The organism is Streptomyces sp. NBC_00328, from assembly GCF_036139655.1.
In the GTDB taxonomy this organism is placed as follows: Bacteria; Actinomycetota; Actinomycetes; order Streptomycetales; family Streptomycetaceae; genus Streptomyces.
The window spans coordinates 9,453,758-9,468,831 of the sequence record NZ_CP108013.1 but is presented as its reverse complement, the minus strand read 5'-3'; the positions used below and the strand labels follow the sequence as shown (position 1 = coordinate 9,468,831).

The following is a 15,074-nucleotide window of genomic DNA, read 5'->3' as shown; positions in this document are numbered from 1 at the left end:
GTTTCCCGTAAGGCAGTTCATGGTGTCAGTGACGGCGACCCGGTTGGTGCCAGGGTGCTGAGCGCACAGGGATCGCCTCCCTTTCGGACGGACCCCTGTGCGCTCGGCGGTCGTGCGGTGGTTTCGGCGGTGGGCTAGTGGTGCGCTTCGTCCGCCGAGGCCTGCTCCTGGAGGAGCGCGGTGATCTGGTTCACGTCGTTGAAGATGCCGATGAAGCTCTGGAGGTCCGGGGTGGAGGCGCCGTTGACGCCGACGAAGAAGGTCAGCAGGCGGCCGTCGTCGGTCTGCAGATAGCCCGCCTCGTTCTGCGCCGTGGCCGCGAGCTCCTGGTTCAGGTAGTCGTCACCGATGATCGTGCCGGGCTTGGCGAAGACCTTGCCCTTGGCCGGGCAGTCGGTGGTGCAGGAGATGCCGTTCGAGCCGTCGACGCCGAGGATCGGGAGCAGACTACGGAAGGCCTCGGCGTCGGGGGTGTGCAGCCAGTAGGCGAGGAGCTCGACGAGGCCGTTCGGGGTGACCCGCTCGGCCGGCACGCCGCCACGCCCGTCGGCGAGCTGGAACTGTTTCGGGTCGATCTGCGCGACGTTGGTGAGGAAGTCGTGCTCGATCGGGAACGCGTCGAAGCAGTTCTTGCTGCCGCGCGCGACGGCCATGTTGCACAGGGCCAGGTTGGCGCCGAGGTTGTGGCTGACCTTGAGGATCAGCTTGGCGTACTGGCTGTAGGGCGGGGAGACGTACGCGGCGACGCGGGGGGTGTTGCGGTAGGAGGCGGGCAGCTCCTTCTGCGGGTTGGGGCCGGTGGGCGGCGCGGTGACGGTGACACCGGCACGGGCCAGGGCCTCGATCAGCGCGGTGCGGCCGAAGGCGTTGGGGTCCTGGATGTTGGAGACCCGCAGCAGCGGCTGTGAACCGGCGGCGATGGTGCCCGAGAGGTGGATCTGGGTGCCGTCGGGCGAAGCGGTCACGTTGACGGAGGTGGTCCCCCCGCTGGAGACCGTCCGGACCGTGGAGGTGACGTGGTACGGCGAGACCTGCGGGCGCCAGAACAGCTTTGCCGGCTGCCCCGGCTTGGTCGGGGTCGTCAGCAGGTCGATCAGGTTGTCGTTGAGGATCAGCGGGGTGGGCTGCGGGCTCAACGCGGGAGGAGTGAACAGACGGGGGTCGATGATGACGTTGCCGTCGACCCTGGTGATGCCGGCGTCGCGGATCTGCCGGGCGATCTTGTTGATGCCGGCGAGCGGGTTCTCCGGGGTGAGGGTCGCGCCGGGGATCGCGGCCTCGGTGTGGTCGATGTCGGTGTAGTCGACCGACCCGTCGGGCTTGGTGCGCCCGCCCATGGTCAGGTCGCCCTGGGCGACCAGTGCCAGGTTCCCGTGCAGCGTCGACCCGGTGCGGGTGCCGGTCGCCATCACAGGGGTGGTGAAACGGTGGTTCGGGCCGAGGGTGTGCCAGGCGGTCGAGATGGTGACCAGCTTGACCGTCGAGCCGGGGACGAAGAACTGGTTCGGGAACTGGGAGTGGATCACCCGGCCGGTCTCCGGGTCCGTCTCCAGCACGCCCCACTGCGCGTGCTCGTAACCGGGCTTGTGCATGATCGCCTCGATGGCGGGCCCGAGGTCGTCGTCGTGCGCCGCCGCCGGGGTGCCGGCGGCTGCCGCCCCCGCCAGAAGCGCGAGTGTCGCACCGGCACCGGCCCAGGTCCGGAGCCGGCCACAGATCATCGGTCTCATGCGTTCCGCCATTTCTGGAGTCGAAGAAGCCGAGTCGAGGAAACCCGCATCGCACGGGCCCGACCCGCCCGGGCCCTGCTCGCCGGGACGCTCCTGCGGCATCGTAGGAACACGGACCGCGCACGTTTCCCCTGCTCGACGCCGCGCCGACAGCTTGGGGGAGAACTTCATCCGGTCGGTCGATCACCGAAGGCGACGGCACGGGGAGCCCTCGCGAGTGCCGTGCGCGGCGCGCTTGGTGCCGGGTCCGGTGACACGGCTGCCATCCGCAAACCTTGAGTGGCGTCGGCTGCTTCGTCGCGTCCGTGGCATCGGCCCGGTCGCGCTCACCAGCAGACCAGGTCCATGGACCGTCGAGCGAGCCGGTCCGTGAACGAGACGGGCCGACCGTCCAGGTTCAGAGGGAGGATCAGGTCGCAGGTGGCCCGGCCGTCGAACCACAGTGAGCCGCGGTGCGGACCGGTGACGACGAGCAGGGTCGAGAAGCCGCAGCCGTTCTCCTGGATGAATGCGGCGCCGGACGTCTTGCGCTCCTGGAACACCTCGTACTCTGCGTCCCACTGTTCCCAAGCCTCTTGGTAGGCGTCCTGGTCCTGTGCCGGCGGCTCGCGCGCGTCCAGCTCGTCTTCGTCCGCGCGGTAGGAGTCGGGATGAGGGAAGTCGGTGGTGAGCAAGCCGTAGTTGGTCCTCGAGTCCCCGTGCCAGCCCCATCCTGCCGAGGATCGGCACAGAGGGTTGACCGTGCCGCCGACGCTCCGCCGGAGCAGATACTCGCGGTACTGGTCCGGGAACGCGATGCCCAGCTCCGCCTCCGCTTCGCGGATCTCCGCTTCGGACAGCGGCATCGGCATCCGCATCGGGGAGGCGGCCTGTCTCGCGGATGGACTGCTGAACTCGTCGAAGCGCCTCCCCCGAGCAATGCGCCGGGCTTCCGCTGTCCAATCGGTCGTCACGCAGGTGAGGGTAATTGCCAGGGCAGTGCGGCGGGCCCGCTGGTGCTTACGGCCGGGCAGCCACGCCACGCCGTGGTGGCGGACACGCGCACAGCATGACCGATAGATTACGCATGTCCGTTATCTTCCTTCATTGCACGTATCTACTTTCCCGGCGCGCCGACCCGAGGAGCCCCCGCGATGACCGCGTTCCCCACCGACCTGTCCCCCCTGACCGGGCAGTACACCATCGACGTCTCGCACAGCCGGATCGGCTTCGTGGCCCGGCACGCGATGGTCACCAAGGTCCGCGGCGCGTTCAGCGAGTTCGAGGGCAGCGCGTCCTTCGACGGCGCCGACCCGTCGAAGTCGAGCGGCACGGTGACCATCGAGGCCAAAAGCGTGGACACCCGCAACGCCGATCGCGACAAGCACCTGCGCAGCAACGACTTCCTCAACATGGACGAGTACCCGCAGATCACGTTCGTCTCCACGGCCGTACACCGCAGCGGCGACAGCAGTTTCGACGTCACCGGAGATCTCACCATCAAGGGCGTCACCAAGCCGGTGACCATCCCCTTCAGCTACGAGGGCACCGCCACCGACCCGTTCGGCAACATTCGCGTCGGCCTGGAAGGCTCGGTCACCATCAACCGCAAGGACTACGGCGTCATCTGGAACGCCGCGCTGGAGACCGGCGGCGTCCTGGTGAGCGAGAAGATCCAGCTGGAGTTCGAGATCTCCGCGATCAAGGACGCCTGACAGGTCCCCGGCCCGCCGCCCCGGCGGAAGTTCGTCACCGCCGGTGGCCCGACGATTCCGCGGGCCGCCGTTCGCCGCTCGTCACGGGCCCGCACGCCGGTGACGAGCCCGCGACCCCGATCCAGCACCTTCCGGCGGCACACCGAGCCGATCTCGTACGATCCAGGTGGCCGGCGTACTCCCCGGATGGACCCCTCAGGCGTGAGGGCCGATGCGTGCGTGGATGGCCGAGCGGGAGCGGCGCTTGCCGGGCTGCTTCCCTCCTGTCGCACCCGCGGGTGGGCGACGTGTGCGCGTGGCGCGGAGGTCCGTGCTCAGGAAGGACCGCGTGTCGCAGCGGGGCGGCGGCGGGGCTGAGGCCGACGCTTGGGCGGTGCGGTCGTCGGCCGGATGACCGGCGTCAGGAGGCTGAAGCGCATGCTTGTTCTGGGCCGCTCGCAGGTCGAGTCACTGCTCAGCGTGGACGCGCTGATCGATGCCCTGGCTGCGGCGATGGCCGACTTCAGTGCGGGCCGCGCCTCGGTCCCCGACCGCGTCGCCGCCCTGGTGCCCGAACGCGATGGATTCCTGGCGGCCATGCCGGGCTTCCTGCCCTCGGCCGGGGTGCTCATGACCAAGCTGGTGTCCCTCTTCCCGCACAACGACGGGGTACGGCTGCCGACACATCAGGCGCTGATCGTGGCGTTCGATCCGGATACCGGCGAGCCTGCCGCACTGCTGGACGGTACGGCCATCACCGCGGCGCGAACCGGTGCCTGCTCCGCGCTGTCGGCGCGGCTGCTGGCCCGCGAGGACGCGACAGTGCTGGCCGTACTGGGCACCGGCGTGCAGGCCAGGTCCCACGCCCGTGCGATCTGCCGGGTCCGCCCGATCAGGGAGATCCGCGTGGCCGGCCGGGACCCGGCGAAGGCCGCCGCTCTGGCCGAGGAACTCTCCGCCGTACTGGAGGCCGAGGTCCGGGCCGTGGCCGGCTATGCCGAGGCGCTCGACGGCGCCGACATCGCCGCGGCGACGACGCACGCCGTCGAACCCGTGATCCGTCGTCCCTGGCTGACACCCGGCGTACACATCACCTCCGTCGGATTCAACCCGGCCGGACGCGAGGTCGACGACGCCACGGTCGCCGAGGCGCTGGTGTGCGTCGAATCGCGCCAAGCCGTGCTCGCCCCGTATCCCGCGGGCAGCAACGACCTGCTCACGCCGATCCGCGACGGCCTCATCACAGCCGATCACGTACACGCCGAACTGGGCGAGCTCATCGCCGGCAGCAAACCGGGGCGCACATCGCCGGACCAGATCACCCTCTACAAGTCGGTCGGCACGGCGGTGCAGGACGCCGCGGCCACGGCCCTGGTCGTCGCGTCCGCCCGCGAGCGGTCGATCGGCGAGCAGATCACGTTGCGGTGATGCCGCCGGACGGCCTTACCGGCCTTCACCGGCTTCCCGGATCCGCCACTGAAGAGCAGCCCAAGTCGCCACATTGGTCACTGCGCCGTGGGGAGAGCGGATCCACGGAGCTCCGTCCAGGTAGTGCTGTCGAGTTGCGCATCCGCGCTGTCGAGCACGAGCTCAATCGGACGGCGTGACCGAGAACCACACGCCGAACCACTGCTCGGCGCCCCACTCCTCAAACCGTTGTACCTCGGCGAACCCCAGCTTCGCCGCGAGGCGCATGGAGCGGTCGTTGGCAGTCTGGGTGCAGAGCACCACCGGCTCGCCGGGAAGCACGTCGGCGAACCAGCCGAGCGCCGCCGCGCACGCCTCGGCGGCGTACCCGTATCCCCACGCCTCCGGCAAGAAGAGGTAACCGAGATCGGCCTCCCCGGCATTCGGACGGGCCTGACTCCGATGCTCCGCGTCACGCCGGTTGAACTCGATGGTGCCGATCATCGCTCCGTCGAGCTCAACCACGAAAAAGCCGGGGCGCCACCCGGGCACCTCAGGCATCGCGCGCTCCAGCTCATCACGCGGTCGAGGGCCACCGATGTAGGTGCCCACCTCTGGCGAGGCGTTCAGCTCGATGAACGCGGCACGGTCCCTGGACTCGGACGCGCGGAGCACGAGCCTGTCGGTCCTGATCGGGGCAGGTGGCCAGGATATGGATCCGAGCTCAGTCATGCCGGCCAACCCAACCAGCAGGCTCGACAGCGATCAAGACGCGGCGACCGATCAAGCCACCGGCCCGGGCCCGGCCCTCACCAACGGGGTCGGGCCCTACAAGCTGACATCTCGAGCGTCTGATCACGTGGAAGGAGAGAGCTGTTCGCGCACCCATCGGGGATCGGGGTTGGTGTGTGGCCGGCCCGCCACGACGACGGTCGGGACGGTCTCGTTGCCGTCGTTGGCCGCCCGGACCGCCGCGGCGCCCGCCGGGTCCTGCCAGATGTTCACCCAGTGCAGCCGGCGTGCCCTGCGGCCCAGCCGGATGCGCAGTCGTATGCAGTACGTGCAGCCCGGACGCCAGAAGACGACCGGCCGGCCGTCGACCACGCTGCGGCGTTGTGCCTCCCGCGCACCGATCGACGTCGGGAAGATCAGGGGCGAGTTCACGGCCGCGAGCGCCAGGAACGCCGGCAGGAGTGCCGCGGCTGTACCGGGGTTCCCCTTGAGGATCAGCGCGGTCGCGACGACTGAGCCGCAGAGCACCAGCAGCGTCGGCAGGATCCAAACACGCATCATGATGACGAGACTATCGACGTTGTCACCCCGCCTTCGCCGGGTCGATCCCGTACAAGGTGGCTGCCATGGGCTCGCTCACGTCACACGCCTTCTGCCGGTCGGCCGGGACGGCCCACAGGGGTATCAAGCGTGACGCGGCTGACGAGGGGTCCATTCGCAGGTGGTGGCAGACATCGTTGATACGCAGGGCCAGGAGGTAGGCGTCACCGTTCTCGGTCCTTCCGGAGACCGCGGTCACCGTGTCCTTGGCGGCGACCAGCCGCTTGTCCTTGAGGAAGTCCAGGGCGCCCTGCGTCGTATGCGCACAACAAGCCCGCGTTCAAGTCTCCGCGCAGGTCATCGGCCGCCCGACGGTCCGGACACGCCCGGCTTGTCCTGGGTGTCCGGAGACCTGTCCGACCCGTCGTCCCTGCGTGGCACGGCATGCGAAACGGACGTCCTGATCCACCTCGCCTCCCGGGTCTCCGACAGCCCGGAGGCGTGCGAGGCCGTCAACGTGCACGGCACCCGGGCTCTCCTCGCCGAGGCCCGGCGCGCCGGTGTCGCGCGGATCGTGCACCTGTCCACCGCCGCGGTCTACGGGCCTGGCCCGCACCGTGGGATCGCGGTGGACGAGGTCTCCCCCGCCCCCGTCTCCCCGGCCGGCGTCACCCGGCTCGCCGGGGAGCGTCTCGCCCTGGACGCGGGGGCGGTCGTGCTGCGGCCCGGACTCGTCCTCGGCGCCGGTGACCGCTGGGTTGTGCCGGCACTGTCTGAGCTGCGCTCCAGGGTCCCGGCCCACTGGGACGAGGGCAGCGGGCTGCTGTCGGTGGTCGACGTCTCGGACCTGGCCCGGCTGATCGTCACGCTCGCCGGAACCGGCACCCCGGCGGGTCCCGCGGTGCACCACGCGAGCCATCCGGTGCCCGTCAGCAACCGCGACCTGATGGCCGCGCTCACGGAGGGCGGCCTGCTGGACCCGGTCACCGCCGACTGGCCCTGGGAGAGCTGCCTGCGGCGGCTGCGGGAGGTACCGGGAAGCATGAGCGAACGTCAGTTCTCGCTGCTGGCCCGCGACCACTGGTGCCGCAGCGAGGAGATCTGGCGGATCACCGGCTGCCCAGCGGGACCCGGACCATTGACCCGTCTCGCCGAGTCCGCGTCCTGGTACCGCGTTCATACGGCGGCCGGTTGAGGGATGCGCCGGTGTCGTACGGCGGTTGCCCGGCACCGGCGCGGGATCCGCTGCACCATCCCGGACAAGGCCGATCAGGCGCGCAACCGCAGAAAGCTCGGCTCCCGCGGCGGACGGCCGCCGCGTTTCGACCCGGCCGACTACCGCGAGCGCCGCGCGGTCGAGTGCGGGATCAACCGCCTCAAGAGGCATCGGGCCGTGGCCACGCGGTACGACAAACTCGCGGTCCGCTACGAGGCGACCGTCCTCGTAGCGGCCGTCAACGAGTGGCTGTGATCAGCGCAGTTGATACGAGGCGGCAAGGAATCCGCAAGCATGGAACTGCGGTCACACACCGGCTATGTCGAGGAGGATCTGCGCCAGTTCGCGTGGCTGGGAGAACATCGGCCAGTGGCCGGTGTCCATCTCGATCAGCCGCCAGCGCCCGGTGGTCAGCAGCTTGGCTACGTCGTCGGAGGAGATCTCGACGATCTCGATGCCAGGCCGCTCGGCGAGCCAGGCCGCGAGGGTGTCTGCCTCCCGGTCGGGCAGGAGGTCGATCGGACGACGTGTCTCGACGTCGACTAGCACGGTTCCGTAGATCTGTCCCTTGCGCTGGGCGTATTCGTCCACGCCGACCACGCGGGGCGTGACGGTGGGCGGGTCCGGGAGCGAGGCGATCAGCCGCAGCAGGGTGTTCCGGCTGACGGGCACTCCGGAGGCGTACGACATGCGGGCACCGGCCCGGCCAGCGAGCGCGACCACACCAAGTGGACCAGAACCGCCGGTGGGTGTGGGGCCTGCGGCGTACGCGGCCGTGGCGACGAGAGCGTCGTAGTCGGTCACGGTCCCGTCATGGTCGGGGCCGCTCGCAGTTCAATCGAAACGCCCCCTCATGGGAATACGGGCGTCATCGCCGGCTCGCAGTCAGCACCGCAGCCGGAGTCGAGCCACAGCGCTAGGCCGATCACCAGGAAGAGTACGGCGAGGATCGACACAAAACCGAGGCGCCAAGGCAGTTCCAGCGCTTCGGGGCCCCAGAGCCACCGTCTACCGATGACCAGCATGAGGACGGCGACGGGCAGGAGCAGACCTGCCAGGACATCCAGGAGCGCCGAAAGCACAGACAGCCTCCCTCGGGGAGCGCGGTGAACGACCGACAGTTGAGAGCGGCAACACCACGAGACTACGGCCGAGTCACTCCTTCCGGAAGAGATCAAAAAAGCACGCACTCAGAACTCCTGTCGGAATGGCTTCAGGCGTCGCCGGCAGGCGAGGGCGCATCCGAGGGTTCGGTCGGGAGAGCGGCTGCCGAGTCCAGGGTCGAGGAATGGTGGTCAGAACCAAGAGCAGTGCGCGGCGACATCGCCTGCTTCTCGTCCCGCGAGGGTGTGATCTTCGGGTTTGCGCGGCGGCAGTCTCTGGTGGTGTCGGCCCTGACAAAGTAGAGTGCGGCTTCATTATGAAGCAGGTACATAACTCTGGCAGCCTGGCCCGTGACCCCGATGGCCTCCTCTACGACCCTGGTGTCCGGGACTCCATGCAGGCGTTCGTGGCGGGGGACGACACTCTCGCGCTGGAGACGGCTGCGGCCGTCCGGTCGGCCTCGCAGGCGGTCGACCGGCTGCGTTCGCAAGGTGCGGGGGGACGTGGGCTCAGCGCGGGGGCGCTCGACGTCCTCGCACGACTGAGTACGGCCACGGACCAGGGGCTGAGCATCGGCGAACTGGCCCGCGCGGCAGGGGTGAGTTCCCGCAATGTCACCGGCCTGGTCGACACGCTCGAGCGTGACGGGCTGGCGCAGCGGGTCCAGGACCAGCACGACCGCCGGTCGGTACGAGCCAGGATCGCACCAGCCGGCCTCGACTGGCTGGACAACTTCCGCCAGCCGACACAGCGCGCCATGTCCGCCGTCTTCCAGGGCTTCACCGAAGACGAACTCGCCCGGTTCCGTGATCTGTGCCTGCGCATGGTCGAGAACCAGCAACGCATCGAGCAGTACCTGAACACGGCCCGGCGCGACGAGCCGCCGACCTCCTGAACCGACACCGACGGAGCACCGCATGACCACCGACTCCCGCAACACAGCCGCCCGACGTACGGTCAGGGCCTACCACGAGGCCCGGTTCCGGGGAGACGTCACCACGGCCGCCGCCCAGATCGGCGAAGGCTTCAGCTTCCGCAGCCCGTTCATCACCTCCGACAGTCCGACCGGTCACCTCGACGGCCTGGACGGGCTCCTGGGCATCGTCACCGGCGTGGAGCTGATCAGCGAGCTGTACAGCGAGACCGAGGCCACCCTGCTCTACGACGTCCACACCGCCCAGGCCGTCGGCATCACCCAGCACACGGCCGAGCACTTCCGCCTCCACGACGGCCAGATCACCTCGATCACGCTCATCTTCGACTCCGCCCCCTGGCAGGCCATCATGTCCGCGGCCGGCCCGTCCCACGAGGAGGCCGTCCCCACGGCGTGACCGGCCGCCTGTCATCACGACGGAAGGAATCGGCAACGGCAACGGCAACACCGAAGCAAGTACCAGACGCTCTCGCGACTCGGCTCCGGCAGCGATCACGGGGAGTCGTCACTGCGGGTCATGCCAGCAGGATCATCTTCCGTGGGCCGAGTCTTGGCCTGCTGCAGGGGATTGGTGCCCGTCTTGAGGCGGGCGGGCGCAGCGAGCAATGTGCCCGTGTCGTGTCCGGACTTCGTTCAGCCGTTGCTCGCGCCCACCGGGAGCGTTGCTTCGTCGAGCGCGGCACGGGCTGCCGTAGTGAAAATGCTGAGGCGCTCGGACACCAACCCCGTTGGCTGCTTGTTCCACGGACTCGGGCCCTTCGACTGCAAGAGCAGCCCAGGCTGCCTGGACTTCTCCCAGTCTGTCGTGTGCGGCTTGGAGCTGATGGCCGGCTTCCTCAACATCCGCGTTACCGATAAGAGCACGTGCAACGCCTTTCAGAGCGTTACGCGTCTCATGGGCGGGAGCGAGGAAGGCGCTGTAAGCGTCGCGCCGGGCCTGTCTGCGCCACTGTGCGTGGTCAACTCTGGCCTGGGCTCGTATCTGCTGACGGCTCGACCACCCGGATATGGCTGATGCAGAGACGGTTCCGAGGACGCCAACAGTGGCCCCCAGCAGTGCTGCGATTCCCTGGTCCACAGAGGGATTGTGCACTCTCCGGTTGCAGGCAGGAGCGGTGGGCGCCGAGCCGGGAGCCCTCCGCGTAAGCCCCGGCCCGGTCCCGGCAGATGATATGAACCAGTCCGTGCCCACCAGATCATCCGGGTCTGCCACCCGCTGCTGATGCCGTCCACCAGCACCACGTACGACCGTCAGCTGCGAACGGTGCCCCGAGCGCTCCGCAGTCAATCCCCCAATTGAGCAATCTCCGCGGTTTCCCCCGCAAGGTGCCAAAGTCGTTCGCCAGGTGCGCGAGCGGAGCGGCACCGGACACCTCGGGCCACTCCGGCCCGACCGGCGCAACGCCTTCTAGCAGCCCGGAGGAACCGTGCAGTCCGGTCGACAACAGCGGACCCCTCAGCCACCCCCGCCGGCCGCGCGCTCCGGCCGGGGCGGTCACACCTGGCAGTTGCGGGTCGACCCCAGCCACCCGGCGCTCTTCGACCATCCCGTGGACCATGTGCCCGCCATGCTGCTCCTCGAGGCCGCCCGCCAGGCCGCCCAGGCGGTGTGCGCCCCGTACCGTGTTCTGCCCATCGAGGTGCGCAGCGCCTTCCACCGCCCCGTGGAACCGGACCTCGCGTGTCACATCGCCGCGACCCCGCTGCCCCAGCAGGACGCGGCCGAGGACACGGCGATCCGGGTGACCGCCTCCCAGGACGGCACCCTGGTCTTCGACAGCCTGGTGGTGGCGGCCCTGTGCGACTGACCCCGGCGCGATGGGGCGCCTGAGCGTGGGGGCGGCCTCACCCGCGGGTGACGGTGACTCCGCCGAGCAGGCCCCAGGCGTCGACGCGGACCGTCGGGCCGCCCGGTTCGCTCGGGCCGTCGTCCTTGACCCCGCCGAGGCGGATGCCGTGCACCTTCACGGCGACGTCGGGGCGGACCCTGAGGCTGACGCCTCCGATCAGGCTCAGTTTGGTGATGCGCAGTTCGGCGCCGTCGGGGATGTCGATGCCGGTGAGGTCGACGTCGGCCCCTCCGACGAGCGACACGGTGAGAGTGCGCTCGTGCAGTGTCTCGCCCTCGAGTCGGTGACCGCCGATCAGGCTCACCTTGACGTCGGTCTTCCGCTGGTCGGTCCCACCCGTTTTCGTCATGGAAAGAAGGTAGGACCGGGGCATGGCGTTCCCCCAGTGCCCGGTGTCCGCCCTTTCGTATGACAGGTGTCATGCCGCCGCGGTTCGGGTGGGTCAGAGATCGTTGAAGGGAGCGGCGTAGGTGAAGGCACCGCGCAGGGTCGGCTCGTACGCCGCGAGGGGGCGCACCTGGAAGTGCTCGCCGTAGCCGGGGTCCGGTGGGGTGATGCCGTACCGCGTGCTGATGCGGAAGCCGTAGCGGCTGTAGTAGGCCGGGCTGCCGAGCAGCGCGACGAGTGGTTCCCCGAGCGCGTCCGCCGCGCCGAGCATGGTGTGGACGAGTGCGAGGCCGACGCCTCGGCGCTGGTGGTCGGGGTGCACGCTGAGCGGGCCGAGTGCCAGGACCGGGGCTGCGCCGACGTGTGCGCGGGTGCCGAGCACATGCCCGACGGCCTCGTCCCGATCGTTCACCGCCACGAGCGACAGTTGCGGCAACCAGCCGTCGCAGTCGCGCAGTTCGTCCAGCAAGGTGGTCTCGACGGGGGTCGTCGTCCCCTGCTTGGCGAACGCGGCCGAGGTGAGGGCGCGTACGGCGGGGATGTCGGTGGGCGCTTCGCGTCGGATCAGCACCGGCACAGTGTGGGTGTCGTGGTGGCGCGGGCGCAAAGGAATAACGGGCAGGGCGGCGCACTCCGGCGGGGTGCCGGGGTACGCCGCCCTGGGGTGGGACGGGGTCGTGTCGCCACGTCCGTGTGGGGCGGGGCTACTTGGGGTCGCGGTCGAACTGGGCCTTCGACCAGCGGTGTCCGAGGACGCTCAGGCCCAGGCACCAGGCCAGGGCGATCCAGCCGTTGTTGCCGATCTCGGTGCCCAGGAGGAGTCCGCGCAGGGTCTCGATGGCGGGGGTGAAGGGCTGGTACTGGGCGATCGGCTGGAACCAGCCGGGCATGGAGTGCAGGGGGACGAAGGCGCTGGAGATGAGGGGCAGCAGGATCAGCGGCATGGCGTTGTTGCTGGCGGCTTCGGCGTTGGGGCTGCCCATGCCCATGCCGACCGCGATCCAGGTGAAGGCCAGGGCGAACAGGGCGAGCAGTCCGAAGGCCGCCAGCCATTCCACGACGGTGGCGTCGGTGGAACGGAAGCCCATGGCAACGCCGACGGCGCCGACCAGGACGACGCTGACGACCGCCTGCAGCACGCTGCCGACAACATGTCCGAACAGGATGGAGCCTCTGTGGACGGCCATGGTGCGGAAGCGGGCGATGATGCCCTCGTTCATGTCGGTGGAAACGGATACGGCGGTGCCGACGACGGTGGAGCCGATGGTCATCAGCAGGATGCCGGGGACGATGTAGGCGATGTAGGCGGAGCGGCCCGCGCCGCCGCTCATGGTGTCGCCGAAGATGTAGACGAACAGCAGCAGGAGCATCACGGGGGTGAGCAGCAGGTTCAGGGTGAGCGAGGGGTAGCGGCGGGCGTGCAGGAGGTTGCGGCGCAGCATCGTGGACGAGTCGCGCACGGCGAGGGAGAAGGAGCTCATCGGACAGCCTCCTCAGGCTGGTCGGACTTGTTCGGCTGGTTCGACTTGTTCGGCTGGTTCGGTACGGTGCCGCCGGTCAGGGCGAAGAAGACGTCGTCGAGGTCGGGCGTGTGCACGGTCAGTTCGTCGGCCTCGACGCCGGCCGCGTCGAGCCGGTCGAGGACGGCGCGCAGTTCGCGCTGGCTGCCGTCGCTGGGCAGGTGCAGGGCGAGGGCCTCGTCGTCATGGGATGCGTCTCCCAGTGAGGCGGCGGCGGACCGGTAGGCGACCGGGTCGGTGAAGCGCAGCCGGACGTGTCCGCCGGGGACGAGCCGCTTGAGCTCCTCCGCGGTGCCCTCGGCGGCGATCCTGCCGTTGTTCAGCACGGCGATGCGGTCGGCGAGTTCGTCGGCCTCCTCCAGGTACTGGGTGGTGAGGAAGACCGTGGTGCCGCCGGCGACGAGCTCGCGGATGATCTGCCACATGTTGTGGCGGGAGCGGGGGTCCAGGCCGGTGGTCGGTTCGTCGAGGAAGATGATGCGGGGGCTGCCGACCAGGGTCATGGCGATGTCCAGGCGGCGCTTCATGCCGCCGGAGTAGGTGGAGGCGGGCTTCTTCGCGGCCTCGGTGAGGTCGAAGCGCTCCAGGAGCGCGGCGGCGACCCGCCGCCCCTCGGACCTGGAGAGATGGTGCAGGTCCGCCATGAGGAGCATGTTCTCCTCGCCGGTGATCAGGCCGTCGACGGCGGAGAACTGGCCGGTGACCCCGATCGCGGCGCGTGCGGCCTGTGCCTCGGTGGCCAGGTCGTGGCCGCCGACGCGAATCGGGCCGGAGCCGGGGTCGGGGGAGATCAGCGTGGAGAGGATCTTGACGGCGGTGGTCTTGCCGGCGCCGTTCGGGCCCAGCAGGGAGAAGACGGTCGCCTCGGGGACGGTCAGGTCGATGCCGTCGAGGACGGTCTTGTCGCCGTAGGACTTGCGCAGCCCGTGTGCGGCGATGGCCGGGTCGGTCATGGAGTGCTCCTTCGTCGAGGCGGCGGTCAGAGGCTGCGGGCGGTGATGTCGCCGTGGGCGGTGGTCGCGTGGATGGTCAGGCCGGGAGTCGCGTCGGCGTTCCTGAGCGTGTTGCTGACCCGGCCGAAGGTGGTGCCCGCGTCCAGCACCGCGGAGACGCCGGGGGCGGCGCCGACGGTGATGTTCCCCATCTGCGTGCTCAGCGTGAGCGTTCCGCGGGCGGCCTCGACGACGTTCAGGTCGCCCTTCTGGGTGCTGATCTCGGCGGGGCCGTTCAGGCGGCCGACGGTGATGTCGGCGTCGAGGCCGGTCAGGCGGACACTGTCGGCCTCGTCGAGCTTGACCGAGCGGTGGCCGCCCTCGAAGGTGACCTCGCCGAGCCGTCCCACGCCGCGGAACTCGGCGGCGGCCGCCTTCGCCTCGACCTGGGAGCCGGCCGGCAGCCGCACGGTCACCTCGACGGACCCGGACGGGCCGAGCAGCCGGTTCTTCGCCTCCGGGGCCTCGACGCGCAGGACACCGTCGGCGTAGTCGATCCGGACCTGTCCGGCCGCCTTCACGTCGCGGCTCTTGGCACGGTCGGCGGGCAGGACCTCGACAGTGGTGTCGGCGCGGTCGGCGGCGATGAACTGGATGCGTCCCGCGGGGATGTCGACGATCGCGGAGACGGGGGCGGGAGTCTCGAACTTCTGCATGATGCTCTCCTTGTCCGGCGTCGCGCGCCTTGGTCGGCCCGCTGTTTTCCGATGACAGAAACGCTACGTTGCATTCACTGATCCGGCAACATGCTTGTTGCGCCAAATGCCGATAACCGCAGGTGAATACTCGAAATTTGTTGCAACGACCCCAGACTTAACGCAACACCCCCTCACATGGCGCGTTGCAATGAATGAAGGTGAACGCTATGGCCGCGGGGTGTCGGCACGATCGGGGGCCCTTGGATCAGTTCTCGCACCCGGCCGCACTGCAGGGCCACCGGCCGCGACCGGTGGAGCTGTCGCTCGTCCCGGCCGCCGGGGCCAGGAAGG

General features: G+C 69.5%; 18 protein-coding genes and 2 pseudogenes. 7 read left to right on the top strand and 13 right to left on the bottom strand.

What is annotated here, in order from left to right; genetic code table 11:
* Positions 1 to 134: 134 nt before the first annotated feature.
* Both dacB and OG485_RS41690 read right to left on the bottom strand, forming a co-directional pair.
* The gene (gene dacB / locus OG485_RS41695; RefSeq protein WP_328674055.1) at positions 135 to 1,742 is read right to left on the bottom strand and encodes a D-alanyl-D-alanine carboxypeptidase/D-alanyl-D-alanine endopeptidase; all 1,608 of its coding nucleotides are present in this window, start codon (positions 1,740 to 1,742) and stop codon (positions 135 to 137) included.
* A gap of 314 nt (positions 1,743 to 2,056) precedes the next feature.
* Positions 2,057 to 2,683, bottom strand: a complete 627-nt coding sequence (locus OG485_RS41690; protein WP_328674054.1) for an SMI1/KNR4 family protein — start codon at positions 2,681 to 2,683, stop codon at positions 2,057 to 2,059.
* Positions 2,684 to 2,863: 180 nt separating this feature from the next.
* On the opposite strand from OG485_RS41690, the gene OG485_RS41685 reads away from it, so the two are divergent.
* Both OG485_RS41685 and OG485_RS41680 read left to right on the top strand, forming a co-directional pair.
* Positions 2,864 to 3,424 carry a YceI family protein gene (locus tag OG485_RS41685; protein WP_328674053.1) on the top strand — a complete coding sequence of 187 codons (561 nt, stop codon included), beginning with the start codon at positions 2,864 to 2,866 and terminating at the stop codon, positions 3,422 to 3,424.
* Between the two features lie 417 nt (positions 3,425 to 3,841).
* A complete protein-coding gene (locus OG485_RS41680) occupies positions 3,842 to 4,831 on the top strand; it encodes an ornithine cyclodeaminase family protein (protein ID WP_328674052.1) in 990 nt (329 codons plus the stop codon).
* A 162-nt stretch (positions 4,832 to 4,993) separates the two neighbouring features.
* Here the strand turns inward: OG485_RS41680 and OG485_RS41675 are convergent, their stop codons facing one another.
* The 3 genes from OG485_RS41675 to OG485_RS41665 form a co-directional block, all read right to left on the bottom strand.
* A complete protein-coding gene (locus OG485_RS41675) occupies positions 4,994 to 5,542 on the bottom strand; it encodes a GNAT family N-acetyltransferase (RefSeq protein WP_328674051.1) in 549 nt (182 codons plus the stop codon).
* 123 nt (positions 5,543 to 5,665) lie between these two features.
* A complete protein-coding gene (locus OG485_RS41670) occupies positions 5,666 to 6,103 on the bottom strand; it encodes a glutaredoxin domain-containing protein (protein ID WP_328674050.1) in 438 nt (145 codons plus the stop codon).
* A 22-nt stretch (positions 6,104 to 6,125) separates the two neighbouring features.
* On the bottom strand, positions 6,126 to 6,341 hold the full coding sequence (locus OG485_RS41665) for a hypothetical protein (RefSeq protein ID WP_328674049.1): 216 nt from the start codon (positions 6,339 to 6,341) through the stop codon (positions 6,126 to 6,128).
* 141 nt (positions 6,342 to 6,482) lie between these two features.
* On the opposite strand from OG485_RS41665, the gene OG485_RS41660 reads away from it, so the two are divergent.
* Positions 6,483 to 7,277 carry an NAD-dependent epimerase/dehydratase family protein gene (locus tag OG485_RS41660; RefSeq protein ID WP_328674844.1) on the top strand — a complete coding sequence of 265 codons (795 nt, stop codon included), beginning with the start codon at positions 6,483 to 6,485 and terminating at the stop codon, positions 7,275 to 7,277.
* 3 nt (positions 7,278 to 7,280) lie between these two features.
* Entirely contained in the window at positions 7,281 to 7,553 is a 273-nt protein-coding gene (locus tag OG485_RS41655) for a hypothetical protein (protein WP_443048880.1), read from the top strand.
* Between the two features lie 51 nt (positions 7,554 to 7,604).
* On the opposite strand, the pseudogene OG485_RS41650 reads toward OG485_RS41655, so the two are convergent.
* From OG485_RS41650 to OG485_RS41640, 3 genes and pseudogenes are all read right to left on the bottom strand, one after another.
* Positions 7,605 to 7,727: pseudogene (locus OG485_RS41650) on the bottom strand (alpha/beta hydrolase); the annotation flags it as partial.
* Positions 7,728 to 7,772: 45 nt separating this feature from the next.
* A pseudogene (locus OG485_RS41645) lies at positions 7,773 to 7,988 on the bottom strand (transposase); the annotation flags it as partial.
* A gap of 161 nt (positions 7,989 to 8,149) precedes the next feature.
* Positions 8,150 to 8,380: a hypothetical protein gene (locus tag OG485_RS41640; protein WP_328674048.1), complete on the bottom strand. Its 231-nt coding sequence runs from the start codon at positions 8,378 to 8,380 to the stop codon at positions 8,150 to 8,152.
* 338 nt (positions 8,381 to 8,718) lie between these two features.
* On the opposite strand from OG485_RS41640, the gene OG485_RS41635 reads away from it, so the two are divergent.
* The 3 genes from OG485_RS41635 to OG485_RS41625 all read left to right on the top strand — a co-directional run bounded on the left by OG485_RS41635 (position 8,719) and on the right by OG485_RS41625 (position 11,144).
* Positions 8,719 to 9,297, top strand: a complete 579-nt coding sequence (locus OG485_RS41635; protein ID WP_328674047.1) for a MarR family winged helix-turn-helix transcriptional regulator — start codon at positions 8,719 to 8,721, stop codon at positions 9,295 to 9,297.
* A gap of 22 nt (positions 9,298 to 9,319) precedes the next feature.
* Complete coding sequence (locus tag OG485_RS41630) at positions 9,320 to 9,733, top strand: hypothetical protein (RefSeq protein ID WP_328674046.1); 414 nt, start codon at positions 9,320 to 9,322, stop codon at positions 9,731 to 9,733.
* Between the two features lie 1,030 nt (positions 9,734 to 10,763).
* Positions 10,764 to 11,144 (top strand): AfsA-related hotdog domain-containing protein, encoded by a 381-nt coding sequence (locus OG485_RS41625; RefSeq protein WP_328674045.1) that lies wholly within the window; start codon positions 10,764 to 10,766, stop codon positions 11,142 to 11,144.
* 37 nt (positions 11,145 to 11,181) lie between these two features.
* Here the strand turns inward: OG485_RS41625 and OG485_RS41620 are convergent, their stop codons facing one another.
* The 5 genes from OG485_RS41620 to OG485_RS41600 all read right to left on the bottom strand — a co-directional run bounded on the left by OG485_RS41620 (position 11,182) and on the right by OG485_RS41600 (position 14,741).
* Positions 11,182 to 11,535, bottom strand: a complete 354-nt coding sequence (locus OG485_RS41620) for a hypothetical protein (RefSeq protein ID WP_328674044.1) — start codon at positions 11,533 to 11,535, stop codon at positions 11,182 to 11,184.
* 93 nt (positions 11,536 to 11,628) lie between these two features.
* Positions 11,629 to 12,144, bottom strand: coding sequence for a GNAT family N-acetyltransferase (locus OG485_RS41615; RefSeq protein ID WP_328674043.1), 516 nt, complete (start codon positions 12,142 to 12,144; stop codon positions 11,629 to 11,631).
* 133 nt (positions 12,145 to 12,277) lie between these two features.
* Positions 12,278 to 13,054 carry an ABC transporter permease gene (locus OG485_RS41610; RefSeq protein WP_328674042.1) on the bottom strand — a complete coding sequence of 259 codons (777 nt, stop codon included), beginning with the start codon at positions 13,052 to 13,054 and terminating at the stop codon, positions 12,278 to 12,280.
* Positions 13,051 to 14,046: an ATP-binding cassette domain-containing protein gene (locus tag OG485_RS41605; RefSeq protein ID WP_328674041.1), complete on the bottom strand. Its 996-nt coding sequence runs from the start codon at positions 14,044 to 14,046 to the stop codon at positions 13,051 to 13,053. Before OG485_RS41605 ends, OG485_RS41610 begins: the two co-directional genes overlap by 4 nt.
* 26 nt (positions 14,047 to 14,072) lie before the next feature.
* Positions 14,073 to 14,741, bottom strand: a complete 669-nt coding sequence (locus OG485_RS41600; RefSeq protein ID WP_328674040.1) for a hypothetical protein — start codon at positions 14,739 to 14,741, stop codon at positions 14,073 to 14,075.
* Positions 14,742 to 15,074 lie beyond the last annotated feature (333 nt).